Source organism: Pseudomonas sp. AU11447, assembly GCF_001672555.2.
Lineage (GTDB): Bacteria > Pseudomonadota > Gammaproteobacteria > Pseudomonadales > Pseudomonadaceae > Pseudomonas > Pseudomonas nitroreducens.
Genome location: NZ_LZDG02000075.1, coordinates 17,400 through 43,393, shown reverse-complemented (window position 1 = coordinate 43,393; position 25,994 = coordinate 17,400). Strand labels below are relative to the sequence as shown.

Sequence of the window (25,994 nt, the reverse complement as noted above, 5' to 3'; positions counted from 1 at the left end):
ACTCCTTTTCCCGCCATCCGGGCCTTTGCGCCCAGTAGAGCAAGCGCCTCCCGGACGCTGACCACCCGCACCGGGTAGCGCACCGCCAGCAGCCGGCGCTCCGCCACCCAGCGCGGGTGGCTTCGCTCCGTCGGCACGACCCTACCGTAGAGCCTGGAACCACCAGAACCCATTACGCCCTGGCCGAACGCAAGGGCAGCGGACCAGGAGTCATCCGTGCATATCCAACGTAACGTCTTCCGCGAAGACCATGAGATGTTCCGCACTACCGCGCGCCGCTTCTTCGAGCGCGAATGCGTGCCGCGCCAGGCAGCCTGGGACGCTGTCGGCCAGGTCGACCGCGAAACCTGGCTGAAGGCCGGGCGCGAAGGCCTGCTGGGCATCACCTTGCCGGTGGAATACGGCGGCGGTGGCGGTGACTTCGGCCACAGCGCGGTGTTCAACGAGGAGTTCGCCCGTGCCGGAGTGAGTGGCGCCTACTTCTCCATGCACTCGGACGTCATCGCCCCCTACATCGCCCGCTGCGGCAATGAAGAGCAGAAGCAGCGCTGGCTGCCCGGCGCCTGCAGCGGCGAAATCATCCTCGCCATCGCCATGACCGAACCGGGTACCGGCAGCGACCTCAAGGCGGTGCGTACCACCGCCGTGCGCGACGGCGACGACTACGTGATCAACGGCAGCAAGACCTTCATCAGCAACGGCCTCACCGCCGACCTGGTGATCGTGGTCTGCAAGACCGACCCGGACGCGGGTGCCAGGGGCATCAGCCTGATCGCCGTGGAAGCGACGCGCGCCGGCTTCCAGCGCGGTCGCAAGCTGGCAAAGGTCGGCCAGGCCGCGGCCGATACCGCCGAACTGTTCTTCGACAACCTGCGGGTACCGGTCGGCAATCGCCTCGGTGAAGAAGGCCAGGGCTTCGCCTACCTGATGGGCGAGTTGCCCCAGGAGCGCTTCACCATCGCCGTCTCCGCAGCGGCCCGCCTGGAGGTCTGCCTGGAGCAGACCCTGGACTACGTGAAGAGTCGCAAGGCCTTCAACCAGACCGTGTGGGACTTCCAGAACACCAAGTTCAAGCTCGCCGACATCAAGGCACAGGCCGTTGCCGCACGGCTGATGGTCGACCACTACCTGGCCGAACACATGCGCCGCCGCCTGACCCTGGAAGAAGCCGCCATCGCCAAGCTGTTCACCACCGAGACGCTGTGGAAGTGCCTCGACGACATGGTCCAGCTGCACGGCGGATACGGCTACATGCTCGAGTACCCCATCGCCCGCGCCTTCGTCGACATGCGCGTCAACCGCATCTACGGCGGTACCAGCGAAGTCATGCGCGAACTCATCGCGCGCAAGCTCTGATCCCTCCCACCACAGGAAACCTGACATGAGCAACAAAGTGTTCGTCGCCGGCGTCGGCATGATCCAGTTCAAGAAGCCCGGCACCAGCGACAGCTACGACGTCATGGGCGAACAGGCGATCCGCCTGGCCCTGGCCGACGCCGGGCTGGACTTCGCCGCCATCCAGCAGGCCTACGCCGGCTACGTCTATGGCGACTCCACCTGCGGGCAGAAGGCGATGTACCGCGTCGGCATGACCGGCATCCCGCTGGTCAACGTCAACAACAACTGCGCCACCGGTTCCTCCGCGCTGTTCCTCGCGCGCCAGGCGGTGCAGAGCGGCATGGTCGATTGCGCCCTGGCGTTCGGCTTCGAGCAGATGAACCCCGGCGCGCTGAAATCCGCCTGGACCGACCGCGCCCCTGCCACCGAGCGTGCCCTGCAGCTGACCAACGAACTGATTGGCCAGCCCGACCTGCCCACGGCCATCCGCCAGTTCGCCGGCGCCGGCTACGCGCACATGCAGAAGTACGGCACCAAGCTGGAAACCTTCGCCGCAATCCGCGCCAAGGCCAGCCGCCACGCCGCACGCAATCCGCTGGCGGTGTTCCGCAACGTGGTCAGCACCGAGGAAGTGATGGCCGCGCCGATGCTCTGGGAAGGCGTGCTGACGCGCCTGATGGCCTGCCCGCCAACCTGCGGTGGCGCGGCGGCGATCGTGGTGTCCGAGCGCTTTGCGAAGAAGCACGGCCTGCGCACCGACGTGATGATCGCTGGCCAGGCCCTGGCCACCGACCTGCCGAGCACTTATGACACCCGCGACATGATCCGCGTGGTCGGCTTCGACATGACCCGCCTCGCCGCCACCCAGGCCTACGAACAGGCCGGTGTGGGCCCGCAGGACGTCCAGGTGGTGGAACTGCACGACTGCTTCGCGCAGAACGAACTGCTCACCTACGAAGGCCTGGGGCTGTGCCCGGAAGGCGGCGGCGAGCAGTTCGTCCTCGACGGCGACAACACCTACGGCGGCAAGTGGGTAACCAACCCCTCCGGCGGCCTGCTTTCCAAGGGCCACCCGCTGGGCGCCACTGGCCTGGCGCAGTGCTTCGAGCTGACCCACCAGCTGCGCGGCAGCGCCGGTGATCGCCAGGTCGAAGGCGCGCGCATCGCCCTGCAGCACAACCTCGGCCTGGGCGGTGCGGGCGTGGTCACCCTTTACCAGAAGAACTGATCGGCGGAGACAGCCCTGATGATCGACAAGAAACATATCGGCAAGCAGCTGCCGACCTTCTCCGCCAAGGCGGAGCTGGGCCAGTTGCGCTTCTTCGCCAAGGCCATCGGCGAAACCAACCCGCTCTACACCGACGAACAGGCCGCGCGCGACGCCGGGTACCCCGGCGTGCCGCTGCCGCCAACCTTTCTCTTCTCCCTGGAGTTCCTCATCCCCTCCAACGCCTGGCGCGATGAGCTGGGCATCGTGCCGGCACGCGTCCTCCACGGCGAAGAATCGTTCAAGTACCACCGCACGGCCTATGCCGGCGACACCCTGACCTTCGAGGTACGGATCGCCGACATCTATGACAAGAAAGGCGGTGCCCTGGAATTCGTGGTGCGCGAAACCCGCGTGACAAACCAGCGCGGCGAACACGTGGCGGACCTGCGCAGCGTACTCGTGCAGCGCAACGGCTGAAGCGGAGAACCCCAATGAGCCAACTGAACTACGACTCGATCCAGCCCGGCGAACTGCTGCCGCCGCTGACCCTGGCGCCGATCAACCGCACCACCCTGGCGCTGTTCGCCGGTGCCTCCAACGACCACAACGCAGTGCATATCGACATCGACGTGGCACGCAAGGCCGGCATGCCCGACGTGTTCGCCCACGGCATGCTGTCGATGGCCTACCTCGGCCGGCTGCTGACCCAATGGGTGGACCAGCGGCAGATCCGCGACTTCGGCGTGCGCTTCACCGGCATCACCCACCTCGGCCATGTGATCACCTGTTCGGGCAAGGTGGTGGAGAAGTTCGAAGCCGAGGGTGAACGCCGGGTCCGGCTGGAGATCCAGACGGCCAACCAGTATGGCGAGGTGAAGATCCTCGGCGATGCGGTGGTGGCGCTCTGAGCGACGCTGGCGCTAGCGCAGAAGCCCCGCCCTGGCGGGGCTTTTTCCTACACACCCAGGGCGCCGGCGGAACCGCCTGATTCGGGTGGTGTGAGCGCATCCGGCCAGCCATATCGTGGCAGCAGGATCTACCTGCTGTGCACATGGATCGTCGGAGGACGCCCCTTGAAGAAACTGGTCCCTCAGCTTGCCCCCCTGCTCCCCTCGCCACCCGCGCTGGTGGCCCCGCGACCGTCCGGCGAAGGGCTGCCCCAGGTCTGGCGGGCAGCCGCTCCCGACCGCGATGCGCGGGTCTTTCTACGCATGCTCAACCTGGCCACCCGCGTGCGGCCGATCGAGCACTACTCGCTGTCCGAGATTCGCAAGGTCTGGCGCCTGACCGCCCAGGCGCTCGGTCGCCGCCTGCCGGTAGCATCCGTCACCCAACTTGAGATCGATGGCCCGAGCGGCCCGCTCGCCCTGCGCGTGTTCAAGCCGCACCGGACGGACCAACTGCTGCCGGCCTTCCTCTGGTGCTATGGGGGCGGATTCGTGGTGGGCGACCTGGATACCGCAGAGAGCATCTGCCGCAACATCGCCGTTGCGGCCGGGTGCATCACCATTGCGGTGCGCTATCGCCTGGCGCCGGAGCACGACCTCACGGCCGGACGCGAAGACTTCCTCGCAGCGCTGGAGTGGATCGCCGCGCACGGCGAGGAACTGGGTATCGACACTCGCCGCCTGGCGATCGGAGGTGACTCCGCCGGCGGCAATATCTGCGCCGCCGTCGCCCAGGAAAGCGTACGCCGCGGCGGCCCAGAACTCAGCCTGCAGGTGCTCGCCTACCCGGCGACGGAGCTGGTGCTGGCGTTCCCTTCACTGGCGGAAAACGCCGACGGCTACCTGATCACCGACAGCCTGCTCGGACAGATCCAACTGGTCGCCGCCAGCGCGATCGAGACGCTGGACCCCACCGCCCCGTGGCTGTCACCCCGGCGTAATCCGGATCTGGCGAAGCTGCCGCCTGCGCTGGTGGTCAGCGCGGGCTTCGACCCGATACGCGACGACGGCCTCGACTACACCTGCCGCCTGCGTGCCGCCAAGGTTCCCGTGGAGCTGCTGCACTATGCCGGGCAGTTCCATGGCTTCCTCAATTTCGACGCCGTGGTCGGCGCGGGCCAGGACGCGCTGCAGCGCATCGGAGCGGCACTGGCGCACGTCTTCGCTGGCGAGCCGGCCAGCGACCGGACGCTGGAGATTGCCGATGAAACCGCGCCGGGTGGCGCGGTTGGCGAAGCCACTCGCACCGCATTGACCGTCTGGAGCGCCACCGACGGCTGGCGCGACGCCCTGCTGCGACGGGTGTCGCCAACACTCGCCGGTTTCACCCAGTGGATGCTCACCCCCTGCCTGGCGCCGGCCAACCTGATGCGCCGCCAACTGGACGAGCAGCTTCAGCGACGGATCACCACCCAGACCTATCCCGTACGCCCCTGAACCTGGAGTCAGTCATGGCCTTCTCGCTGCTTCCCGATCCCCTGCAACTGTGCCGCGACGCCATTACCCGGCTGGAGAATGGCATCAATGACTTTGCGGCGCGAAACATGGATTCGAAGGAGTTCTCCCAGGCGATCTCGCGCTACACCCAGGTCTCCCTGGGCGTGCAGTTCGCCCTGGAGAAGTCCCTCGCCTGCGTGCTGGAACGGCTGGACCTGCCGAGCCGTGGCGAAGTCGGCGAGCTGGCCGCGGCCGTACGGCGGGTCGAGGACAAGCTCGACCTGCTGCTCGTCGATGCCGACAAGCCGGTACTGGCGCCACGCCCGCCGCGCACCCGCAGGCCGCTGAGCATCGAGCCCGAGCAGGCGCTGGCCGAAGCCCGTGCCCGCGCCGGGGCCAAACCGCGCAAGCCCGCTGCGCAACCTACGCGCCGGCGCCCGAAAAAGGAGCAATGAGCATGCCTTTCGATCGCGGCCTGCCCGGACGCCTGCGTAGTGAAGCCAAGCGCATGCTGCAGCGCCAGGCGAACGCCCTCGACTATCTCAGCTCGCCGAGGCCGGCGGTCGGGATGACGCCCAAGACCCTGCTGCACCGGCGCGGCACGCTAAACCTGTACCACTACCACGCCACGGCGGACGAGGTGTACCGGGTGCCGCTGCTGCTGGTCATGGCCACTACCAACAAGGCGTACATCTTCGACCTGGCCAAAGGGCAGAGCCTTATCGAGTTCCTCCTGCACCGCGGCTACGACGTCTATGTGGTCGACTGGAGTCCACCGACTCGCGCGGAACAACACCTGAAGATCGAGAACTACGTGCTCGACTTCATCCCAGACTGCCTGCGCCGCGTGCAGGAGCACTCCGGCAGCGAAGACGTCTCGTTGGTCGGCTACTGCATGGCGGGGATTCTCGCCAGCATCTACACCGCGCTGCACCCCGAGGGCCCGGTGAAGAACCTGGTGTGCTTTACCACGCCGATCGACTGGTCGCAGGTCGCCTGGCAACGGATCGTCGCCAACCCGGAAGTCTTCGACGTCGATCGCCTGGTGGACCGCCTCGGCATCATTCCGCCGCGCATGATCCAGAACGCCTTCGACATGCTTCGGCCGGCCGGGCGCATCGCCGGCCAGCTGCGGCTCTGGGACAACCTGTGGAACGCCGAATACGTCAAGGGCTACCGCATCATGAACGGCTGGGGCGACGACACCCTGCCCTTGGCCGGCGACTACTACCGGCAGATCGTCAAGGAACTGGTGTGGAAGAACGGACTGCACAACGGCAGCCTGCGCATCGGTGGCCGCCCGGTCGACCTCGGGCAGATCAGCGTCCCGCTGCTGCACGTCGTCGCCCAGTACGACTCCCTGGTGCCCCCCGCCTGCGCGCGCCCGCTGCTGGAGAAAGTCAGCTCGACGGACAAGGAAGAACTGGTACTCCCCGGCGGGCACGTCAGCCTCGTGGCCGGCCCCTCGGCAGTCAAACGGCTATGGCCGGCACTCGATCAATGGTTAGGGAAACGTTCCGTATGAAGAAGCCCCTCCCACGTAAATACCCGCATAGCCTGACACTCGATGGCGCGTTGGTAGAGCTCCGGCTGATGAGCGTCGACGACGGTCCCGCATTGACCGACTTCATCGGCCGCCTGCCGGTGCATGACCTGCTCTTCGTGCGCCGCAACATCAGCCATCCGCGCGTCATCTCGGCCTGGCTGGCGGCACTGGGCGAGCGCATCACCAGCCTGGTGGCAGTTGCCGGGGGCGAAATCGTCGGCTGTTCCGCCGTCGTCACCGACGCACTTTCCTGGTCGCCCCACGTCGGCGACCTGCGCATCCTGGTCAAGCCGTCCTGGCGCGGTTGCGGGCTGGGCCGGGTGCTGACCGAGGAAAGCTTCGCGCAAGCCCTGGCCCAGGGGCTGGAGAAGCTCACGGTGCAGATGACCGTGGACCAGAGCGCAGCGATTGCCGTGTTCGAGGACCTTGGCTTCCGGCCTGAGTCGGTGCTGCGCAACCACGTCAAGGATCACGACGGCAAGACCTACGACCTGGCCTTGCTCAGCCTCGAAGTCAGCCAGTTGCACTTGCGCTCGCGGGCCAGGGGGATGTCTTCGGCACTCAACGAATGACCACCCGCTAGCGCCATTCCCAACAGCCCGCTACGCCGCCGGAAGGCTCCCGGTCACGCCTCGGCACGCTGAATCGGCGATTCCATCGATCGCCGATGGCACCTTGAGCGTCTGACGCCTGTCTCAACAGACAGGCACTCAGCGCCGACGACCACCACTCCCTCGGCGGGAACAGGTTCAAGTACTCCTGAGCAACCCGCCCTGCCCGTCTTCTTGAACAGGAGCTTCGCCATGAGTGACTACAGCGCCCCGCTGCGCGACATGCAATTCGTTCTGAGTGAGCTGAATCTGCTTGATTCGCTTGACAGCCTGCCCGGCCAGCAAGACATGAACGGCGAGTTGGTGGACGCCATCCTCAACGAGGCCGCACGCTTCGCCCAGGGCGTGCTGGCACCGCTGAACGTCGTCGGTGACCGCCAGGGCGCGCGCTGGCACGACGCACAGGTCAGTACGGCCCAAGGCTGGCGCGAGGCGTATGGACAGTTCGCCAGCAATGGCTGGAACGCTCTTTCCTGCTCGCCCGAATTCGGCGGCCAGGGCGCCCCTCGGCTGGTTTCGGCGCTGGTGGAAGAGATGTGGAACGCCGCCAACGTCGCCTTCGGCCTGTGCCCCATGTTGACCCGCGGCGCCATCGAGGCCATCGAGTTGCGTGGCTCCGACGAACTGAAGCAGACCTGGTTGCCCAGGCTGGTCAGCGGCGAGTGGACCGGCACCATGAACCTCACCGAGCCCCAGGCCGGTTCCGACCTCGCTGCCGTGCGCACCCGCGCCGAGCCCCAGGGTGACGGGACCTACAAGCTGTTCGGGCAGAAGATCTTCATCACCTATGGCGAGCACGACCTCACCGACAATATCGTGCATCTGGTACTGGCCCGCGTGCCCGGCGCGCCGGACGGAGTCAAGGGCATCTCGCTGTTCGTGGTGCCCAAGGTATTGCTGGATGCCGATGGCGGCCTGGGCGAACGCAATGACGTGCACTGCGTTTCCATCGAACACAAGCTCGGTATCCACGGCAGCCCGACCGCCGTGCTCGCGTTCGGCGACCAGGGCGGCGCCACGGGCTGGCTGGTGGGGGAAGAGAATCGCGGCCTGGAATACATGTTCATCATGATGAATGCCGCCCGCTTCTCGGTGGGTATCGAAGGCATCGGCCTGGCCGAGCGCGCCTACCAGCGCGCCGCCACCTACGCGCGGCTGCGCGTGCAGGGCAGCGAGATCGGTGTGCCCGGCCGTGACAAGGTCGCGATCATCCGCCATCCCGACGTGCGCCGCATGCTGATGTCCATGCGCTCGCGGGTCGAGGCCATGCGCGCCCTGGCCTGCGATGTCGCACTGGCCACCGACATGGCCCACGGGCACCCCGACGCCGCGGTGCGCGAGGAACGCCAGGCCTATGTCGAGCTGATGATCCCGGTGGTCAAGGGCTGGTGCACCGAGAACGCGGTGGATATCGCCTCCCTCGGCGTGCAGGTCCATGGCGGCATGGGCTTCATCGAGGAGACCGGCGCTGCCCAGCATCTGCGTGATGCCCGTATCACGCCGATCTACGAAGGCACCACCGGCATCCAGGCCAGCGACCTGATCGGCCGCAAGATCGCCCGTGACAAGGGCGCCACCGCTTTCGCCCTGATCGCCCGCATGCGTGAGGTCCAGCGGCTGCTACCGGATGACGATCCGGCCCTGGCCGCGATCCGCCACCGGTTCTTCTCCGCGATCAACGCCCTGGATGATGCCGTGCGGTTCGTCGTCCAGCACTATGCCGAGCAGCCACGCCAGGTCGCACTGGGTTCGGTCCCGCTGCTGGAGCTGTTCGGTATCGTCAGCGGCGGCTGGCAGTTGGCCTGCTCGGCCCAGGTCGCCCGGCAGCGCCTGGCAGATGCAACCGGCGATGCCGCCTTCTACCGCGCCAAACTGCGCACCGCTCAGTTCTACGCCGGGCACTACCTCACCCGCGCGCCGGGGTTGGCGCAAACGATCATGGATGGCGGCGATGCAGCGCTGGCGATGGACGATTTCGCGTTCTGACGCCAGGGCCATCTGCAGCGCCTGGCGAATTGCGGCATGAAGATTCTCCGAATGGGAAATGACTGACTGACTCGGCATGGGGTGCCTCCGAGAATGAGACCGCTTTCGGCTCATAAAGGAATTACGCCGAGCTAATCGGTCCGTGGCATACGCGACGGACCGGCATTCTTTCCCACGGAGATTCTGATGCTAGACACCCTCATTCACCAGGCCGCACAGCGGGGCATGGGTCACCAGGCCGGACGTTTTGTCGGCCTGCTGGCAGACTCGCTCGTCAACACCCGTACTGGCGGCTTCGCGGGGCTCACGAAACGCTTCGAGGACGCAGGACTTGGCGATCTGCTGCAATCGTGGATCGGCGCCCGTCCAGCAGACAACGTGCTGCACCCCGACCAGTTCAGCGCAGGTTTCGGCCAGCAGGAAAGCAACCGTATCGCCCAATTGCTTGGTGTTACTCCGGGAGCCGTCAACATGGCGGGCGCGGAAACGCTGCCCAAGCTCGTCGCGCTGATCACCGCTGACGGCAGAGATCCCAGCTCCGGCGTTCTGCCGGCGCCGCTGGCGGCCCTGCTCAATGGAAGCGCGACCCCTGCTCCGAAGAAACAGCGTGGAGGATTAGGCTGGCTATTCTGGCTGATTCTCGCCTTGCTGATTGCCTTGTTCATCCTGGCGATCAGCCAATGCCGCCCGACCCTGATAGCACAGCAGACTCCGCCCGCCGCCGCCCCAGTGGTGGCGCCTGAACCTGTGCCGGCGGCGGAGGAAACCGTTGTCCAGGAGCCTGTGCAACAGGCACCAGAACCCGCCCAGTTCCAATTGGCGAATCAGGATGGCCATATCACCGCTCATGGCCGTCTGGCGAGCGAGGCGGACAAGCAGCGGCTATGGGATGCACTCAAGACCCAGTTCGGCGCCAGCAACGTCTCAGGCAATATCCAGGTCGACCCGCAGACCCTGCCGGCCGACTGGCTGGACAGGCTCATCGATGCCCTGCCGAAACTCAATGCCAGTGGCCTGAAGATCGGCTTCGATGGTGACAAGCTGTCCATCGACACCTCGGCTCTGCCGGAGGACAAGCGGTTCGACATCAGCCAGCAACTGCGTGCCCTGTTCAGTGGTTATTCCATCAGTGGCCTGTGGGAGCGCGCGACCGCAGCTCTGGCGGGGCTGCAGGCTGGTTTCAGCGCCCAGGACCTGGTTCAGGCGCTGAACCTGATGAATGTCTACTTCAATACCAACTCCAACGCGATCACCGTCGACAGCCTGGAAATCCTTTCCCGGGCAGCCGAGGCGATCAAGGCTGCCCCGCAGGGAACGCACATCGAGGTGGGCGGCCATAGTGACAGCGTCGGTACCGACCAGGGCAACCTGGATATGAGCCAGAAACGCGCAGACGCCGTCGTTGCGAAGCTGGTGGAGCTGGGCGTCGCACCCTCCTCGCTGATCGCCAAGGGCTACGGCTCCAGCAAGCCGATTGCCGACAACGCGACGGATGAAGGCCGGGCCAAGAACCGCCGCATCGAGTTCACCGTCCAGGGTGAGTGACGCGCAGTAGACAGCCGTCCTGGCCGCCCATCCGAATCAAGGATGGGCGGCCACTCTCTGTAAAGACTTCATTACACCCCGTGTTTACCACGCCAATCGTGCCACCGACTGGTCCCGCCTCTCCACTGTGAACGCTTGGCTATTGCCTGCGGCCGTCCTTATATGGAAATGCTCGTTGACAGCCAGGCGTGGCTTCAGTGAGATGGCCTTTCGTTCAGGCAAATGGCATTGCCGACCGACTGTGTGCGTTGTGTCCGCAATGCCGCGATGACGAAACTTCGGCGATCCCGACGGTCGCTTCCGGACGTTTCATGGCTTCATCGACACAGGAGATGCCGGCGATGTTGAACCAGGCACCCCGCGATACCCAGGACGTTGAATTCGACGAGCAATTCTTCCTCGCCTTCGAGATCCAGGTCCTGCAGAAGGCCCTGCCGGCCTTCGAAGAGGCCTCGCGCTTCGCCCGCGACCGAGGTCTGCGCTGCAGCGTGGAGTTGATCACCAATGCCGAAGGGCACCCCGAGCTCAGCCTGTCGGCCACCCAGCGCGATGACCTGCCGGACAGTTGCTATCGCCTGATTGCCGACCCGGCCGCCCAGGGCATAGTCCACGAGGAATTCACCGCAGTGAACCGCCGCACGCGCCGCCAGGGTGCGCGCCTGGCGACGCTGACCTCGCGCTCGCTGGAGCTGCAGCTGGAGGCCTTCTTCATGCACGCCTTCGGCATGCGCCTGGACTACAACGTCCTGCGCCTGGACTACTCTTACGAGCATGCCTCCGGGCTCTAGGCCATTTCCGACACCACCGGTCGTCGGTTCGGCCGGTGGCGGACCAAGCGTTCCGTCGGACAGTTCCTGCAAAGGATGATTTATGGCAACGATGAACGCGCCGAAGCCGCTATTATTCGCGCCCTGTGCGCCACCTCGTGCGTGTTTCCTCGTTGTCGCTTCGCCATGAATGAATTCCTCGTGCATTTTCAGGACGGTCACTGCCTGGGCAAGACCGTGCTGCGTTCGTTTTCCCGTCAGATGACCCTTTCCGAGGCGCGCGTGCGCCTGCAGGCCTGCTACCCGCTGCGCGTTCCGCACCTGCTGAACATCCTGCACCTGACGCCGATGCTGCCCGGCCGCTGATCCGGCCCCACCCGTACAGTTTTCCTGCGCCACTGTGCCTGCAACCGGGCATCGACCGTGGCTAGAGTCGTTCGTCCCTACTTCGAGCCGACTTCCAGGAACACGCCATGGCCGACCTGCAGATTCGCCCCGCCCACGCCGAAGACGTGCAGGGCATGCTGGAACTCATCTTCGAGCACGGCCCCAACGACTGGAACTTCCTGCCCGAAGGTCCGGTGCGCGAGCATTTCCAGGGCATCGCCGAGGGAGCGATATGGGCGTTGGTCGCAGTGGAAGGCGACGAGTTGCGCGGGCTGGTGACTTTTCATGAAAGCGATGCCTTCGGCCGCTTCCAGCAGAAAGGGCGATCACGCCATGCCTATATAGCCGAGGCCACTGTGCACCGTGGCGAAGCCGGACGCGGCCTGGGCACCCGCCTGCTGCGCGCAGCCATCACCGATCTGCTCGCCCGCGGCCTGCCCGACATCTACATCGAGCGTCACGAAGAGAACCCGGGCTCCGCCGGCATGATGCGCAAGGCCGGTTTCCTCGAACTGGAAACCGTCGCCGACCCGCAGCGCCGGCCCCATGGGTCACGGCGCACGACGATCTGTTATCTGGACGCGCGAGCCAGCGCCGGCTGAGCCTCACCCAGCCCGGCGAGGGCTTGTCGCGCCGCCTCACCGGCCTGCTCCAGCACCTGGCACTTCCAGCCATCCTCGTCGACGTAGAAGGCATCGCGCAGTTGGCGATGGATACGCCGGGCCTTGTCTGCCGGCACGCCGGGATTGTTGGCCAGCCATTGGTCGGCGCGCAGCGCCTTGAGGACCTTGAGCCCCGGCAGCGTGCCGTACTCCAAGGCGATGGCGGTCAGCCCGGCCTGCGGGCATTCGCTGGCGGCGGCCAGGATCATCTGCCCCTGCAATTGCACCGACACCGATCCCCCTTCCCTCGCAGAAGTCACCTCGGCTCCCCACCAGCGACGCGTGCGCGCCAGCGTCCGTGGGTCGTCACCACCCACGTAGATGCGCTCGCCATGACCCTTGGGCCCCAAACCAGTGTGCAAGTCGATCCATCCCAGGCGAGCACACTCACGCGCATGCTGGCGCAGCACCTGGCGCACCGCCTGGTTGCTCCAGGTCGGCTTGGCGCCGATATAGAACAGGCCGTTGGGGTGGCTGTCCTGCCCGCTGGAAATGGCCGCCTGCAATCGCTTGCGGCCATGGCGCATGGCGTAGCGCAGCAGACGCAGGTGACTGGCGAAGGACGGCCAGCGGCGCGGTATCAGGATCGGGTCCAGGGTTGTGTAGGCCTGGTTGCGCTGGCGCGGCAGGGAGAAGTCGATGAAGTTGCGGTTCAGGTCGACGTTCTCATGGGTCCAGCGCCGCCACCATGAAAAACCGTAGGGGTTGACCGCATGCAGGTAGAGCACCGCGCAATCGGCCTTGGCGCAGAGTTCCAGCCAGTCGGGGTCGTTGAGCAGCGCGACCTGTACAGCCGAGCCGCAGAAGCCCTCCACGCCGTGGCAGCCGCTGCTGATGATCAGCAGGTTCTGCGCATCGGCGGGGCCGCTGCGTGCCGCGTCCAGCGCCAGGGGCTCGCCGTCGCGGCCCGGCAGTGGATGGCGATGGGATTCGACGACTAGGCCGGCGGAGAGACAGGCGGCGAGGAACTTGCCACGCGCTTCGGCGTAGCTCTGGGAAAAACAGGCAGACGGGGTCATCACCACTCCGGATGATCGCATTCGAGTCGAGAAAGACGGGCCCGGCGTGCGGGCCCTTGGTGGGGAAATCAGGCGTGGCCGACGGCGCCCGGCAGCGCAGCGTCGCTGTGCTCGCCCTGCAAGGACTGGCGGGTCCGCTCGGGGGCGATGATCCGGCAGCCGAGGACGGCGCAGACCACGGTGAGCACGCCGAACAGGCCGAGCGCCGTCTCGAAGCCATGGGCGATGTCGCCACCGCGCAGCTCGACCAGTTGGCCGACTATCCACGGCGCGAGCATGCCGGCGCTGGTCATGCCGCCGATATGGATCGCCAGCATCGAGCCGCGCTGTACGCTCGGCGCGATATAGGCGACCAGGGTGTTGCAGAAGGTCGGCAGGACGTTCACCAGGATCGCGCCTAGGGCATAGAGCACCAGGATCGCCAGGCGATCGCCGTGCAGCAGGGTCAGTGCGCAGAAGGCGACGCCGGCGACTGCCGCAAAGAGCATCGGTGGCAGGACCATGGCGCGCTGCACCGAGGCGCCGCGTTTCATTGCCCGTTGCGACAGTGTGGAGAGCAGCAGGTTGGCGAGTATCACCCCGACCGTCACCACCATCACGGTGTAGCCCGACTGCATGGGCGTCATGCCCTGGCCCTTCTGCAGGTACACCGGCACCCAGCTGTACACCAGCGCGGTGGGCAGGTAGCTGAGGAAGCCCATCAGGGTAATCCAGATGAAACTGCGGTTGAGCAGCAGCCGGCTGTAAGGCAGGCGCAGCGTCGATCCCGGCCCTTCTTCCGCGGTCTGCTGCCCTTCGCGGCCGAAGAGCAGCCAGACGACCAGCCAGACCAGCCCAAGCAGTGCCAGCAGGAAGTACGCGGTGCGCCAGCCGAAATGCTGGATCGCCAGCGGCAGGCTCAGCGCACCGAGCACGGCGCCGAGCATGATCGATACCTGGATCAGCGCCGAGGGCAGCACGCGCTCCTTGGGGCCGAACCACTTGAAGCAGGCGTGCTGGGTGACCGCCGTGCCCGGCCCGGTGCCAGCGCCCAGCAACAGGCGCCCGGCGACCAGTGCGGCAAAGCCGCTGGACAGTGCCACCAGCAGTTGCGAGGCCATCCACACAACGGACATGCCGGCCAGGATCCAGCGCGTCGGGAAGCGGTTGGCGAGGAAGCCCACCAGCACCCCGGAGATGGAATAGAGGAAGAAGAAGGCGCTGCCGATGAAGCCGAATTCGGTTGGCGAGAGCTTCAGCTCGTCGATGATCTGCGCGCCGGCAAAGGCGAAGATGGTCTTGTCCAGCACGCTGATGACCATCACCAGCATCAGCAGGATGAGTACCCCATTACGTCGGGTCATGCTCAGGCTCCCGTGCCCAGGAAGGTTTCCACCAGCCGCACCCAGAGGGCCGCACCGAAGGGAATGGCTGCGTCGTTGAAGTCATAGCCGGGGTTGTGGACCATGCAGCCGCTGGGGCCGCTGTTGCCGTTGCCCAGGGCGATGTAGCAGCCGGGACGGCGCTCGAGCATCCAGGCGAAGTCCTCGCTGCCGAGGAAGCCCGAAGGGATCTCGGACAGCAGGCGCTGCGGGCCGACCAGCTCGGTCAGCACCTGGCGTGCGAGGCGGGTTTCCTCTGGCGTGTTGACCAGCACCGGCACCAGCTCTTCGTATTCGTACTGCAGCTCCATGCCGTGCACGGTGGCGACGCCGCGGGTGATTTCGCCGATGCGCCGTTTGAGCAGCTCGCGCACTTCCGGCTTGGTGGCACGCACGCTGAGGCGCAGGTCAGCGTGGTCGGGAATGACGTTGGCCGCCTCCCCCGCCTTGAGCATGCCCACGGTCACTACGCCCACTTCGGTGGACGGCACATTGCGCGCGACGATGCTCTGCAGCGCCAGCACCAGTTCGGCGGCGGCGACTATCGGGTCCCTGGTCAGGTGCGGCATGGCGCCGTGGCCGCCGACGCCGGTCAGGCGGATTGACACGCGATCGGACGATGCCGTCAGCGCGCCTTCGCGAGTCAGGAAACAGCCCACCGGCAGGCCTGGCGCATTGTGCAGCGCGTACACCGCATCGCACGGGAAACGCTCGAACAGGCCGTCGTCCATCATCGCCACGGCGCCGCCGAGGGTTTCCTCGGCGGGCTGGAAGATCAGGTTGAGGGTGCCGTCGAAGTGGCGCTGCTCTGCCAGGTCACGGGCGGCGCAGAGCAGTATCGCGGTGTGGCCGTCGTGGCCGCAGGCGTGCATGCGGCCGGCGTGCTGGCTGGCGTAGGGAACGCCACTGGCCTCGTCGATGGGCAGCGCGTCCATGTCGGCGCGGATGCCGATGCTGCGCGCGCTGTTGCCCTGGCGCAGTACGCCAACCACGCCGGTGCCGCCGACGCCCTCGTGGACTTCATAGCCCCATTCGCGCAGGTAACCGGCGACGATGGCGCTGGTGCGCGCCTCCTCGAAGCCCAGTTCGGGATGCTGGTGGAGGTCCCGGCGAATCCGCGCGAAATCTTCGGTGCTTGCCGCAAGCCTTTCTATCGTGGGGTGCTGACTCATGCCGCATCCTGCTCATTGTTCTGATGTGGCCGGCAGGATGCCCCACGCGCGCGATGCTGAATAATGACCTTCACGCATGCTTATCAAGGCTGGTTATCGACGGCCGCTCTCGAGCCAGGATCAGTCGGCCTTGCGCAGGTGCGGGCCCTTGAAGGTGTAGACCAGTTCGTCCACCAGGGTCTGCGCCTCGCGGGTCATCAGCTCGGGCGGCCGGCAGACCAGCGAGATGTCGGTGCCCGGCACGGTCTCGGCGATATCCAGGGCATCCAGCGTGCTGGAAACGATGGGCAGGTCGAACACGCGCCGCGACCAGAAGCTCACCGCATCGGTGTTGGCCGCCAGCTCCGCGTAGAGCACCACCGAGGCGCACTCGATGACACGCTCGGGATAACGCACCTGGTACTGCTCGAACATCTGTCCGGCGAGGGAAACATCCAGCGAGTCGGGTACCAGCCATTCCTCGTCGAGCAGTTCGTGCAGCGAGCGGGCGTTGCGCAGTGGATGCCCCTTGCGCACCGCCAGCGTGGTGGGCTGGGCGTAGAGCTCTTGCCAATGGAAACCATCGACGTTGCGCGAGGACGGCTGCGAGGTCAGCACCAGGTCCAGCTGGCCTTCGCGCAGGCCTTCGAGCAGCTTGGCCGGGCGCAGTTCGCTGATCTGCAATTGCACCTTGGGGTAGCGCTTGCGGTAACGCAGCAGGCAGCTGGCGAACTGCTGGCTGGGTGTCACGGGCGACACGCCGATGGCCACGCGGCCATCCATCGCGCCCTTGAGCGTCTCGATCTCGTCGCGGGCGCGGCGCACTTCCTCCACCACCAGGCGGGCACGGCGCACCAGGCGCTCGCCATACTCGGTAGCAGTGATGCCGCGGTTGGAGCGCACCAGCAGCGGCACGCCCAGCTCGGCCTCCAGCTCCTTGATGCTCTTGGACAGGGCGGGCTGGGAGATATGCAGCAGGCGCGAAGCCTCTTGGATACTGCCGCTCTCGCAGATGGCAACGATGGCGCGGAGTTGATGCAACTTCATGGCGTGGGCGACGGCTCGGAGATCGGTAACAGGTCGGAACATAAAGCAAAATCGAGGCCGGCGTGAGTAACGGTTGGTAAACGGCGCCGGACCGGCGGGTCGCGCAGCGTGCCTTTCGTAGGATGGCGTGGAGCGTAGCGATACCCATCGATCCCGTACAACGACAGCATGGGTATCGCTGCGCTCCACCCATCCTACAAATTGCGCAGGGGTCAGTTCGCAGGGCGCATGACGCGCCAGCGTTATCCGCCATTCAGGAGCGGCGGATAACCTGTTCCAGGTTATTCGCCCTACGATCCTCTCCAGGTTATGGCGAACGAAAAAAGCGGCCCGAAGGCCGCTGAGTCAACACCAGGAGCGCCGGTGAGCGCCAGTAAAGCCCGCCGTCAGCGGATGCCGGTGGCGCGCAAGGCGTTGGGGGTGAAGTCGTTGCTGCTGGACTTCACCGCGAAGTCGTAGCTGCTCTTCTCCTCGTTGCGCAGGCCGGACACCGTGTAGCGGCCGGACAGCACGTCATAGTGGGTTTCCGCCGTCAGCCAGGTGAACTGCTGGTCGTAGAACGGCCGCGCGTGGCCTTCGGACACGCGCCAGAGATTGCCGCGACCGTCATAGGCATCGGCCTCGGCGATCTGCCAGCTGTCCTCGTCGATGTACAGGTCGCGCTTGCTGTAGATGTGGCGCTGGCCCGGCTTCAGGGTCGCCACCACGTGCCAGACGCGGTGCAGCTCGTAGCGGGTGTGGTCCGGGTTGAGGTGGCCGGGCTTGACGATGTCGTCGTACTTCAGCGCCGGCGAGTCGAGCTTGAAGCTGTTGTAGGGGATGTACAGCTCCTGCTTGCCCACCAGCTTCCAGTCATAGCGATCCGGCGCGCCGTTGAACATGTCGAAGTCGTCGTAGGTACGCATGCCTTCCGCGCCGGGGCTGTCGTAGCCCACTTGCGGAGCGCGGCGCACGCGGCGCTGGCCGGCGTTGTACATCCACGCCATGCGCGGTTCCTTGACCTGGTCGATGGTCTCCAGCACCAGCATCACGCTGCCCGCGCGGCGCGGCGGCGAGAGGATTTCCTGGCGGAAGTAGTAAAGGATGTTGTTCATCTTCGCCGGGTCGTAGTCCTTGAGCCCGAACGGGAAGGCGAACTGTTCCTTCATGTAGCTGATGGTGTAGTCGCCGTTGGTCTGCGGGTTCATCTGCGCGGTGGTGCGCAGCATGGCATTGCTGCGGTAGCGAGTGACGTGGTTCCAGATCACCTCCAGGCCGTTCTGCGGGATCGGGAACGGGATGGTCATGGTGAAGTTGTTCAGCCCGTTGCCGCCCTCGGCCAGCGAGGTTGCAGTGGCGTTCTTCTTCGCCGCGTCGAGCACCGTTTGCGGATAGCTCGCACTGCGGTGGCTCGGGTAGACCGGGATGCGATAGGTCTCGGGGAAGCGCTGGAACATCGCCAGTTGGCCAGGCGTCAGCTTGTCCTTGTACTGGCTGGCGGTCTGCGCGGTGATGGTGAACAGCGGCTGGTCGGCGGCGTAGGGATCGGCGAGGAAACCACCGGCATCGACTTTGCCGGCGTTCGGCGCCAGGCCACCGGTCCAGGCCGGGATGCTGCCGTCGGCATTGGCGGATTTCTCCGCGCCGATGGGGGTGAGTTGATTGCCCAGGCGCGCGGCCTGGTCGGCGCCCACCGCGGCCATCACGTGCCCGGCGAGCAGGCTCAGGGTCAGGCAGCCGGCCTGCAACCATTGCTTGTTGTTCATGCTGATACCTCTGGGACTGAGAGTGGAGCAGGCGGCGTCAGAAGCTGACGCCCAGGCTGACGGCAAGGAAATCGCGGTCGGTGTTGACGTTGTAATCACCGCCGAAATAGTCGGTGTAACTGATGCTCGCGGTGTAGCGGCTCAGGTACTCGGCATCGACGCCGACGCTCACCGACTTGTCGCCCTCGTTGAAGGTCGGGCCGTAGCCCTCCACGTCGTGGGAGAACGCCAGGTTCGGGCGCAGCGAGATGCCGCCGATGAGGTCGTTGTATTCAAGGCCCGCGCGCAGGCGATAACCCCAGGAGTTCTGGGTGTAGAAGCCTTTGTCGTTGCACTGCCCAGGGTTGGCGGTATTCACCACCTTCTCGCACAGCGCGTTACCCGACAGGCCCAGCAGCGACGAGCTACCGGCGCTGGCCAGCTCACCGTTGCCGTAAACGCTGCTACGGCCGAAGCGCAGGTCGGAGCCATCGGTGGAGCCCAGGTCGTCGATATGGCCAAAGCCGATTTCACCCACCAACGTCAGGCGTTCGGCGCCGATCACCGGGATCTGGTCGAAGGTGTTGGTGAAGGTCATCTGGGCCTGGGTGTACGGCAGGCGCTTGTAGCCCTGGATCAGCGAGCCGTAGCTCGAATCCGCCCAGCCGCTGGCGAAGATCGGCAAGCCGGCGTTGACCATCGCGTTGGTGGACGCCGAGCCGAGGGTGGCAGCGCCGGAGACGTCGCTGGAGTTGATGCCCATCGGCATGTTCGGCCGGTAACTGATCTCGCCCTGAACCGCGGTGCTGCCCCAGGTGGTATTGAAACCCAGGCCGTAGAGGCGAATGTCTTCCGGATAATCCAGGTACCAGCTGGCCGTGCTGCGCCCGCCCTGCCCGATCAGGCCGCCCACCGGGTCGGCCAGCGCGCCCTTGCCCACCACCCAGTTACTGGTCGGGGTGCGGCTGTGGTAGTTCATCGCATAGGCGGAGAACTCGGTGTCGTTGACCATCCAGCGCAACGCCACGCCGAACTGGCCACCGTCGCGGGCGTCATGGTCGCCGGTGCGCGGCACGTAGCCATAGCCACCCCTGATGCCGGTGCCATCGATGTCGCGGTCGAAGTCGCTGCCGTTCACCGCCATGTTGATGTCGCAGCCCTTGGCCGCCACGTCGCTGCCGAAGAAGGTGCCGCAGTTGTCCGGCACGGTCTTCTCCCATTCGAGCTGGTAGAAGGCCTCCATGGACAGGGTGTCCGTCAGCCCCTGGTTGAAATACAGCATGCTCACCGGGATCAGCGCTTCCTTCACCTCGGAGCCCGGGCGGCGCAGCGCAGCGACGTCCACCGGGTTGATCGAGTTGATGCCGTTCTGGATGAAGGTACTCTCGCCCCAGCTCACCACCTGGCGGCCAAGGCGCACGGTGCCGGGCAGGTCGTGGAAGTCGTAGTTGTGGTAGATGAAGGCGTCGAGCAGCTCGGCACCAGAGGAGCGCGCCGCCATGTCGCGGCCGTTGTCGTCGATGTCGTAGAGCGGGCGGTGCTCGTCCTTCAGCTCGAAGTCGTACCAGTACTTGCCGCGCAGGAACAGGCCGCTATCGTCGTACTTCAGCTCCAGGTCGTGCAGGCCCTTGAAGATCTTGGAGAAGGTTTCGCCCTTCTTGAAGTTCAGCCGACCGTCATCGGAGGTCTGGCTGGAGGCCGTACCGCCGTTGCGGGAGCCGATGAACTTCTTGTCCGGGCTGTCCATCGCCCAGCTGGCGCCGATGGACAGGGTCGAGTCGAAGCGCCCTTCGATTTCCCCCACGTTGAAGCTCACTGCCTGAGCCGAAGATGCCCCGCCAAGGGCCATGCTGGTTGCCAGCGCCAGCGCGTGCGGCCTGAAGCCTGCGGCGCCGGTTATTGTTTTTTTCATGCTGCTCTCCGCCTGGAACGTGCTGGTCACGGCAAGCCGTGCCACTCCTGCGTCCCGGCTCTCAAGCCGGGAGGCGGTCGCATGGTAAGAGCGCTGTCACAAGGCTGACTGCTGAAAAAAAGTGATGCCCATAGCCAGAATCGAAACGCCTGCGACCGGCAGCCCGTGAGGGTTCGCGGGTGATAACCGGCAGCTATCGCGATACCCAGGATTCAGCCGACCGCGCCTGCGCATTGGCCTAAAGTCCGCCGCCATCAGCGACTCCCAACGATGAGGTGGACCATGAAGATTGCGTTGACCGGCGACAGCATCCTGCAGCGCCGCCTGAACAGCCGCGACGATGAAACCCTGCGCCCGCTGTTCGACCTGCTGCGCGGCGCCGATGTCAGCTTCACCAACCTGGAAGTACTGCCCAACGACTTCCAGGGCGACGCAGTGCTGGAAAGCGGCGGCTCGCACTTCGGCGCGCCGTCGTGGATTCTCGATGAGCTGGTGGACGGCGGCTTCGACCTGTTCTCCACCGCCAACAACCACAGCCTGGACTACGGCATTGCCGGCCTGCACGCCGCCCACGCGCAGCTGGAGAAACGCGAACTGCTGTTCGCCGGCACCGGCCGCAACCTCGAGGAAGCGCGCCGCCCGGTGTACTGCACCAAGCCCGCCGGCACCGTCTCGCTGCTCGCCTGCACCTCCACCTTCGGCAAGGGCCAGGAGGCCAGCGAACAGACCCGCGACATGCCTGGCCGCCCCGGCCTCAACCCGCTGCGCTACGACACTGTGCACCAGCTGGACGGCACGCAGATGGAAGCCATGCGCGGGATCATCGCCAGCCTCGGCCTGGACCGCCTCTACCAGGGCGCGGTGGACCTGGGCTTCGCCCACCCGATTCCCGATCCGTCGCTGGCCGTATTCGGTCCCTTCACCCCGCTGCTGTTCCGCCAGGGCGAGAGCTCGCGCCTGCGCACCCTGCCGCGCAAGAAGGACATGGACGACATCCTGCGCTGGGTCGAGGAAGCACGGACGTTGTCCGACATCGTCGTACTGAGCATCCACGCCCACGAACTGGGTCATGACACCACCGGCGAATGGAACCTGGAAGCCGCCGCCGAATTCATCCAGCCGGTCGCGCGACGGATGATCGACGCTGGCGTCGACATCGTGGTCGGCCATGGCCCGCACCTGCTGCGCGGCATGGAGATCTACAACGGCAAGCCGATCTTCTACAGCCTGGGCAACTTCATCGGCCAGAACGAGCTGGTCGAGCGCCTGCCGGCGGACAGCTACGAGCAGTTCCGCGTCGACCGCAACCAGACGCCTTCCAAGGTCTTCCTGCAACGTACGCAGAACGACACCCGCAGCTTCCCCTCCGATGCGCGCTTCTGGGAGAGCCTGGTACCGGTCTGCCAGTTCGATGGCCGCCGTCTCACCGGCATCGAACTGCATCCGGTGAGCCTGGGCCTGGGCGAAGCGGTCCACCGCCGTGGCCGCCCGCGCCTGGTCGAAGGCGAACACGCACAAGCGATCCTGCAGCGCTTTGCCGCGCTGTCAGAGCCCTACGGGACGCGCCTGGTACTGGAGGGGGATGTCGCTCGCGTGGCGCTCTGACCGTCGTCCCACACCGTCCTCCTTGTAGGAGCGAGCTTGCTCGCGAACAGCCTTTCGCCGGGACCACCTCTGCCGTGCGGTTCGCGAGCAAGCTCGCTCCTACGAAAAGCCTGCTGCATACGGTAGGCTTCGGGTTCGTTTCACCCAGAGCCCAACAGCATGCCCGCCCTCACCTGCCCCCACCTCATCGGCCAGCACGTCGAACTCATTCCCCTGCGCGCGGAACACCGCGACGCACTGCTCAATGCAGCCACCGACGGCGAACTGTGGAACCTCAAGGTCACGGTGGTGCCCGGCCCGGACACCGTGGATAGCTACATCGCCAAGGCTGAAAAGGGCCTGGAGGAAGGCACCGTCCTGCCCTTCGCCATCCTCGATCGGCGCAACGGAAAGATCGTCGGCAGCACGCGTTTCTGGAAGGTCGACCGCGCCAACCGCAAGCTGGAGATCGGCCACACCTGGCTCGCCCTGTCGGCGCAGCGCACGCCGATCAACACCGAGGCCAAGCTCCTGCTGCTCACCTACGCCTTCGAGGAACTCGACTGCGTGCGCGTGCAGTTCACCACCGACGAGCTGAACGAGAAATCTCGCGCCGCCATCCTGCGTCTGGGCGCCGTGCAGGAAGGCATCGTCCGCCACGAACGCATCATGCCCGACGGCCGCAAGCGCAACTCGGTGCGCTTCAGCATCATCGACAGCGAATGGCCCGAGGTGAAGGCGCGGCTGCAGCAAAGGCTGGGCCGCGCCTCGGCTTGAAGGATCAGCCCTGGTAGAACACCTCGTCGCTGTACGGATACCACCAGGAGTGGATCTGCGGCTGGTGATCGATGATCACCATCTTCGAGCGGCGGAACGCGTCCAGGCCCTGACGGCCCAGTTCGCGGCCCATGCCGGACATCTTCCAGCCGCCGAACGGCAGCGCGTCGTTGTCGATCAGCGGGTTGTTCACCCAGACCATGCCTGCTTCCAGGCGGTCCGCCGCCTCCATGGCTTCGGCCAGGTCCGTGGAGAACAGCGAGGCGCCCAGGCCGAAGGGCGAGTCATTGGCCAGGCGCACGGCCTCGTCGAAATCCTTCACCTTGCAGATCGCCGCCACCGGGCCGAAGCACTCCTCGTGGAAGATCGCCATCGCCGGGGTGACGTCGGTGAGAATGGTCGGCTCGTAGTACCAGCCCACCGGGAATTGCGGCGGAATACGCCCGCCGCAGACCAGCGTGGCACCCTTGGCGATGGCATCGTCCACCAGGCGAATCACCTTGGCGCGGGCCGCTTCGCTGACCATCGGGCCGATCTCTGAGCGCTCCAGCCCGTGACCGATGCGCAACGCGCGAGTCCGCTCGGCGAAACGCGCGACGAACTCGTCGTGCACTTCGTCGACCACATAGAAGCGCTCGGCCGAGGTGCAGATCTGCCCGCTCAGGTGGAAGGCTGCGGTCACCGCGCCCGCTGCCGCGACTTCCAGCGGTGCGTGGCGGGAAATGATCATCGGGTCGCTGCCGCCGGCCTCGATAACCGCCGGTTTCATGCGTTCGGCGCAGGCTACTGCCACTGCCTTGCCGGCGGCGACGCTACCGGTAAAGGCCACGGCGTGGGTGCGTTCGGATTGCACCAGGCGCTGCGCGGTACTGGCATCGCCCGGCACGCAGCTGACCATCCCCGCCGGCAGCACCTTGAAGTGCTCCATGAATTTCAGCGTGCACAGCGTGGTGCTTTCCGCCGGCTTGACGATGCAGGCGTTGCCCGCCGCGAGCGAGGCGGCCAGGGTCCAGCACATCAGCAGGATGGGGAAGTTGAACGGCATGATGTGCACGCTGACGCCATAGGGTTCGTAGCGCACATGCTGGAACGAGCCGAGCTGGGTGGTGCCGGCTACCTTGCCCGCTTCATCGCGGGCCATCTCGGCGTAGTAGCGGAAGATCGGCGCGCAGTTGGCCAGCTCGCCCATGGCCTCGGGGAACGGCTTGCCCATCTCCAGCGTCATCAGCCGCGCCACTTCGCGCTGGGTCGCCTGGTCGGTCTCGATGGCGTTGGCCAACTGGTGAAGGATCGCCGCGCGGGATTTCGCATCGACACGCTTCCACTCGCGCTGGGCAGCGTTGGCGGCGTCGATGGTGGCGTCCACGTCCTCCGCATCGCACAGGGCAATGCGGCCCACGGGCGTGAGGTCAGCGGGATTGATGATGTCGCGCAGGCGCTGCGTGGCCACACCCTGGTAGTGAGGGCCGATGAAACGCAGGGGCACGTCAACGTGAAAGTCGGTCATGGAATGCTCCGCAGGGATTCGGGTGAGGCCAGACGCTGGGCGATCACGTCGCTCTCCAGCGGCTGGCGCCAGTTCGGCAGGTTTGCGTCGAGCAGCGCCGCCAGCGGGCGCAGCTGTTCGCTGTCGAGCGCGCGCTGGAACAGCCGCAGTACGCGCGGCAGGTGCTTGAGATAGCCGTGCTTGCCATCGCGCTTGGCCAGGCGCACGAAGATGCCCAGCACCTTGGCGTGGCGCTGTGCGGCGAGCACCTGGAAGTCGGCCAGGAAGCGCCGGCCGTCCACTTCCGGGCGCTGGCTGAGGTAATGGGTGAGCAGGGCCACGCGCAGCGTTTCGGGAATGTCGCGCCGCGCGTCTTCGAGGAGTGACATGAGGTCATAGGCCGGTGCGCCGAACAGCGCGTCCTGGAAGTCCAGCAACCCGCAGGCCGCCACGTCCTCCCTGCCCTCCAGCAGCATCAGGTTGTCGACGTGATAGTCGCGCAGCACCAGTACTTCGCGGCGCATCGAGGCGTCTCGCCAGAGCGCGGCGAACTCGGCGAGATAGCGTTCGCGCAACTGCGCGGCGGCCTTCTCGCCGATGAGCAGCGGCGCGTACCAATCGATGAACAGCGCCGCTTCCTCGCCCAGCTTCTGCCCGTCGTAGGCCGGCACACCCTCTGCCGCTTGCGGGCCGGCGCGGTGCAGGCGCACCAGGGCATCCACGGCGAGACGATACAGCTCCGTTTCGCTGTGACCGGCCGCGAACAGCCGGGTATAGGTGGCGTCACCGAAGTCCTCGATCAGCGCCAGGCCCAGCTCACGGTCGGCGGCCAGCACGTTCGGCGCCGACAGCCCGCAGTCGCGCAGCAGTTGTGCCACCCGCAGGTACGGCGCCAGCGGCTCGGCGCCGGGTGGCGAATCCATCAGCAGCAGGCCCTTGCCATCGACGCGGAAGTAGCGCCGCGCCGAGGCGTCGGCCGGTAGCGCGGTCAGCGTCTCTCCGGCCAGGCCGCTGCCGGCGAGAAAGGTCTCGCGGGCGGCGGCGCGGGTGGTTTCACAAGGCAGGTTCATGGCATCACCGGATCATGTAGACCTTCTTGATGGTCTCGTGCACGGTGCACACGCCCTTCCAGTCCTTGGGGAAGAAGGCCGCGGTATCCGGCTCGATCTCGATCACCTCGCCGGATTCGTGCACATAGGTGCAACGGCCTTCGAGGAAATGGCAGAACTCGTCGCTGGTCACGTGGCAGAACCACTTGCCCGGCGTGCAGTGCCAGATGCCGCATTCGGACTGGCCTTCAGGCCCCTTGTGCAGCACCACGCCGCTGACGTGGGACTCGCCCTCGAGCATGGTCGGGATCACGCCCCAGTCCTTGAGTTCGGTGACTTGCAGCGGGCGATGGATAACGGGAGTCTTCATGTCTTTCTCCAGCAATGGCCACCCTCTCGGGCGGCCGGATAAGGCGTAGGGCGAATAACTGCTTGCGGTTATCCGCCG

Annotated in this window: 24 protein-coding genes; 15 read left to right on the top strand and 9 right to left on the bottom strand. The window is 66.0% G+C overall.

Annotation, left to right across the window (positions count from 1 at the left end):
* Positions 1-255: 255 nt before the first annotated feature.
* The 13 genes from A6723_RS26280 (at position 256) to A6723_RS26220 (ending at position 12,376) form a co-directional block, all read left to right on the top strand.
* Positions 256-1,356: an acyl-CoA dehydrogenase family protein gene (locus tag A6723_RS26280; protein ID WP_256235802.1), complete on the top strand. Its 1,101-nt coding sequence runs from the start codon at positions 256-258 to the stop codon at positions 1,354-1,356.
* 25 nt (positions 1,357-1,381) lie between these two features.
* On the top strand, positions 1,382-2,566 hold the full coding sequence (locus tag A6723_RS26275) for a lipid-transfer protein (RefSeq protein WP_054910948.1): 1,185 nt from the start codon (positions 1,382-1,384) through the stop codon (positions 2,564-2,566).
* An 18-nt stretch (positions 2,567-2,584) separates the two neighbouring features.
* Positions 2,585-3,025, top strand: coding sequence for a MaoC family dehydratase N-terminal domain-containing protein (locus tag A6723_RS26270; RefSeq protein ID WP_054910949.1), 441 nt, complete (start codon positions 2,585-2,587; stop codon positions 3,023-3,025).
* A gap of 14 nt (positions 3,026-3,039) precedes the next feature.
* Positions 3,040-3,456: a MaoC family dehydratase gene (locus A6723_RS26265; protein ID WP_054910950.1), complete on the top strand. Its 417-nt coding sequence runs from the start codon at positions 3,040-3,042 to the stop codon at positions 3,454-3,456.
* A gap of 165 nt (positions 3,457-3,621) precedes the next feature.
* Positions 3,622-4,932: an alpha/beta hydrolase gene (locus tag A6723_RS26260; protein WP_139093062.1), complete on the top strand. Its 1,311-nt coding sequence runs from the start codon at positions 3,622-3,624 to the stop codon at positions 4,930-4,932.
* A 14-nt stretch (positions 4,933-4,946) separates the two neighbouring features.
* Positions 4,947-5,387, top strand: a complete 441-nt coding sequence (locus A6723_RS26255) for a hypothetical protein (protein WP_054910952.1) — start codon at positions 4,947-4,949, stop codon at positions 5,385-5,387.
* A 2-nt stretch (positions 5,388-5,389) separates the two neighbouring features.
* The gene (locus A6723_RS26250; protein ID WP_233298522.1) at positions 5,390-6,457 is read left to right on the top strand and encodes an alpha/beta fold hydrolase; all 1,068 of its coding nucleotides are present in this window, start codon (positions 5,390-5,392) and stop codon (positions 6,455-6,457) included.
* Complete coding sequence (locus tag A6723_RS26245) at positions 6,454-7,050, top strand: GNAT family N-acetyltransferase (RefSeq protein ID WP_054910954.1); 597 nt, start codon at positions 6,454-6,456, stop codon at positions 7,048-7,050. The genes A6723_RS26250 and A6723_RS26245 overlap by 4 nt, the downstream gene beginning before the upstream one ends.
* A 231-nt stretch (positions 7,051-7,281) precedes the next feature.
* Positions 7,282-9,075, top strand: coding sequence for an acyl-CoA dehydrogenase (locus tag A6723_RS26240; RefSeq protein WP_054910955.1), 1,794 nt, complete (start codon positions 7,282-7,284; stop codon positions 9,073-9,075).
* A gap of 186 nt (positions 9,076-9,261) precedes the next feature.
* Entirely contained in the window at positions 9,262-10,620 is a 1,359-nt protein-coding gene (locus A6723_RS26235; RefSeq protein ID WP_054910956.1) for an OmpA family protein, read from the top strand.
* Positions 10,621-10,931: 311 nt separating this feature from the next.
* Positions 10,932-11,408: a hypothetical protein gene (locus A6723_RS26230; protein WP_233298526.1), complete on the top strand. Its 477-nt coding sequence runs from the start codon at positions 10,932-10,934 to the stop codon at positions 11,406-11,408.
* 165 nt (positions 11,409-11,573) lie between these two features.
* Positions 11,574-11,753, top strand: a complete 180-nt coding sequence (locus tag A6723_RS26225; protein WP_024762799.1) for a hypothetical protein — start codon at positions 11,574-11,576, stop codon at positions 11,751-11,753.
* 107 nt (positions 11,754-11,860) lie between these two features.
* Entirely contained in the window at positions 11,861-12,376 is a 516-nt protein-coding gene (locus tag A6723_RS26220; RefSeq protein ID WP_054909735.1) for a GNAT family N-acetyltransferase, read from the top strand.
* Here the strand turns inward: A6723_RS26220 and A6723_RS26215 are convergent.
* The 6 genes from A6723_RS26215 to A6723_RS26190 form a co-directional block, all read right to left on the bottom strand.
* Positions 12,346-13,455 (bottom strand): M14 family metallopeptidase, encoded by a 1,110-nt coding sequence (locus A6723_RS26215; RefSeq protein ID WP_054909736.1) that lies wholly within the window; start codon positions 13,453-13,455, stop codon positions 12,346-12,348. The two genes, A6723_RS26220 and A6723_RS26215, sit on opposite strands and share 31 nt — an antisense overlap.
* 68 nt (positions 13,456-13,523) lie before the next feature.
* Complete coding sequence (locus A6723_RS26210; protein WP_054909737.1) at positions 13,524-14,798, bottom strand: MFS transporter; 1,275 nt, start codon at positions 14,796-14,798, stop codon at positions 13,524-13,526.
* A gap of 2 nt (positions 14,799-14,800) precedes the next feature.
* Positions 14,801-15,988 (bottom strand): M20 aminoacylase family protein, encoded by a 1,188-nt coding sequence (locus A6723_RS26205; RefSeq protein WP_054909738.1) that lies wholly within the window; start codon positions 15,986-15,988, stop codon positions 14,801-14,803.
* 120 nt (positions 15,989-16,108) lie between these two features.
* Positions 16,109-17,014, bottom strand: coding sequence for a LysR family transcriptional regulator (locus A6723_RS26200; protein ID WP_054909739.1), 906 nt, complete (start codon positions 17,012-17,014; stop codon positions 16,109-16,111).
* A 386-nt stretch (positions 17,015-17,400) separates the two neighbouring features.
* Positions 17,401-18,759, bottom strand: a complete 1,359-nt coding sequence (locus A6723_RS26195; protein WP_054909740.1) for a DUF1329 domain-containing protein — start codon at positions 18,757-18,759, stop codon at positions 17,401-17,403.
* Positions 18,760-18,796: 37 nt separating this feature from the next.
* Positions 18,797-20,650 (bottom strand): DUF1302 domain-containing protein, encoded by a 1,854-nt coding sequence (locus tag A6723_RS26190; RefSeq protein WP_054909794.1) that lies wholly within the window; start codon positions 20,648-20,650, stop codon positions 18,797-18,799.
* A gap of 282 nt (positions 20,651-20,932) precedes the next feature.
* Here A6723_RS26190 and A6723_RS26185 point away from each other — a divergent pair, with 282 nt between their 5' ends.
* Positions 20,933-22,255, top strand: coding sequence for a CapA family protein (locus tag A6723_RS26185; RefSeq protein ID WP_054909741.1), 1,323 nt, complete (start codon positions 20,933-20,935; stop codon positions 22,253-22,255).
* 159 nt (positions 22,256-22,414) lie between these two features.
* A complete protein-coding gene (locus A6723_RS26180) occupies positions 22,415-23,011 on the top strand; it encodes a GNAT family N-acetyltransferase (RefSeq protein ID WP_054909742.1) in 597 nt (198 codons plus the stop codon).
* Positions 23,012-23,015: 4 nt separating this feature from the next.
* Here A6723_RS26180 and A6723_RS26175 read toward each other — a convergent pair whose 3' ends face one another.
* From A6723_RS26175 to A6723_RS26165, 3 genes are read right to left on the bottom strand one after another with little or no spacing between them, the layout of a single operon-like run.
* Positions 23,016-24,518, bottom strand: coding sequence for an aldehyde dehydrogenase (locus A6723_RS26175; protein ID WP_054909743.1), 1,503 nt, complete (start codon positions 24,516-24,518; stop codon positions 23,016-23,018).
* On the bottom strand, positions 24,515-25,567 hold the full coding sequence (locus A6723_RS26170; protein WP_054909744.1) for an aminoglycoside phosphotransferase family protein: 1,053 nt from the start codon (positions 25,565-25,567) through the stop codon (positions 24,515-24,517). The genes A6723_RS26175 and A6723_RS26170 overlap by 4 nt, the downstream gene beginning before the upstream one ends.
* 4 nt (positions 25,568-25,571) lie before the next feature.
* The gene (locus tag A6723_RS26165; protein WP_017519228.1) at positions 25,572-25,916 is read right to left on the bottom strand and encodes a cupin domain-containing protein; all 345 of its coding nucleotides are present in this window, start codon (positions 25,914-25,916) and stop codon (positions 25,572-25,574) included.
* Between the last annotated feature and the right edge of the window lie 78 nt (positions 25,917-25,994).

What these genes read in the sequence shown, in the direction of transcription:
- A6723_RS26280 (WP_256235802.1), top strand. Translation starts at nt 256, where the DNA reads ATGTTCCGCACTACCGCGCGCCGCTTCTTCGAGCGCGAATGCGTGCCG.
- A6723_RS26275 (WP_054910948.1), top strand. Translation starts at nt 1,382, where the DNA reads ATGAGCAACAAAGTGTTCGTCGCCGGCGTCGGCATGATCCAGTTCAAG.
- A6723_RS26270 (WP_054910949.1), top strand. Translation starts at nt 2,585, where the DNA reads ATGATCGACAAGAAACATATCGGCAAGCAGCTGCCGACCTTCTCCGCC.
- A6723_RS26265 (WP_054910950.1), top strand. Translation starts at nt 3,040, where the DNA reads ATGAGCCAACTGAACTACGACTCGATCCAGCCCGGCGAACTGCTGCCG.
- A6723_RS26255 (WP_054910952.1), top strand. Translation starts at nt 4,947, where the DNA reads ATGGCCTTCTCGCTGCTTCCCGATCCCCTGCAACTGTGCCGCGACGCC.
- A6723_RS26250 (WP_233298522.1), top strand. Translation starts at nt 5,390, where the DNA reads ATGCCTTTCGATCGCGGCCTGCCCGGACGCCTGCGTAGTGAAGCCAAG.
- A6723_RS26245 (WP_054910954.1), top strand. Translation starts at nt 6,454, where the DNA reads ATGAAGAAGCCCCTCCCACGTAAATACCCGCATAGCCTGACACTCGAT.
- A6723_RS26240 (WP_054910955.1), top strand. Translation starts at nt 7,282, where the DNA reads ATGAGTGACTACAGCGCCCCGCTGCGCGACATGCAATTCGTTCTGAGT.
- A6723_RS26235 (WP_054910956.1), top strand. Translation starts at nt 9,262, where the DNA reads ATGCTAGACACCCTCATTCACCAGGCCGCACAGCGGGGCATGGGTCAC.
- A6723_RS26230 (WP_233298526.1), top strand. Translation starts at nt 10,932, where the DNA reads ATGGCTTCATCGACACAGGAGATGCCGGCGATGTTGAACCAGGCACCC.
- A6723_RS26225 (WP_024762799.1), top strand. Translation starts at nt 11,574, where the DNA reads ATGAATGAATTCCTCGTGCATTTTCAGGACGGTCACTGCCTGGGCAAG.
- A6723_RS26220 (WP_054909735.1), top strand. Translation starts at nt 11,861, where the DNA reads ATGGCCGACCTGCAGATTCGCCCCGCCCACGCCGAAGACGTGCAGGGC.
- A6723_RS26215 (WP_054909736.1), bottom strand. Translation starts at nt 13,455, where the DNA reads ATGACCCCGTCTGCCTGTTTTTCCCAGAGCTACGCCGAAGCGCGTGGC.
- A6723_RS26210 (WP_054909737.1), bottom strand. Translation starts at nt 14,798, where the DNA reads ATGACCCGACGTAATGGGGTACTCATCCTGCTGATGCTGGTGATGGTC.
- A6723_RS26205 (WP_054909738.1), bottom strand. Translation starts at nt 15,988, where the DNA reads ATGAGTCAGCACCCCACGATAGAAAGGCTTGCGGCAAGCACCGAAGAT.
- A6723_RS26200 (WP_054909739.1), bottom strand. Translation starts at nt 17,014, where the DNA reads ATGAAGTTGCATCAACTCCGCGCCATCGTTGCCATCTGCGAGAGCGGC.
- A6723_RS26195 (WP_054909740.1), bottom strand. Translation starts at nt 18,759, where the DNA reads ATGAACAACAAGCAATGGTTGCAGGCCGGCTGCCTGACCCTGAGCCTG.
- A6723_RS26190 (WP_054909794.1), bottom strand. Translation starts at nt 20,650, where the DNA reads ATGAAAAAAACAATAACCGGCGCCGCAGGCTTCAGGCCGCACGCGCTG.
- A6723_RS26185 (WP_054909741.1), top strand. Translation starts at nt 20,933, where the DNA reads ATGAAGATTGCGTTGACCGGCGACAGCATCCTGCAGCGCCGCCTGAAC.
- A6723_RS26180 (WP_054909742.1), top strand. Translation starts at nt 22,415, where the DNA reads ATGCCCGCCCTCACCTGCCCCCACCTCATCGGCCAGCACGTCGAACTC.
- A6723_RS26175 (WP_054909743.1), bottom strand. Translation starts at nt 24,518, where the DNA reads ATGACCGACTTTCACGTTGACGTGCCCCTGCGTTTCATCGGCCCTCAC.
- A6723_RS26170 (WP_054909744.1), bottom strand. Translation starts at nt 25,567, where the DNA reads ATGAACCTGCCTTGTGAAACCACCCGCGCCGCCGCCCGCGAGACCTTT.
- A6723_RS26165 (WP_017519228.1), bottom strand. Translation starts at nt 25,916, where the DNA reads ATGAAGACTCCCGTTATCCATCGCCCGCTGCAAGTCACCGAACTCAAG.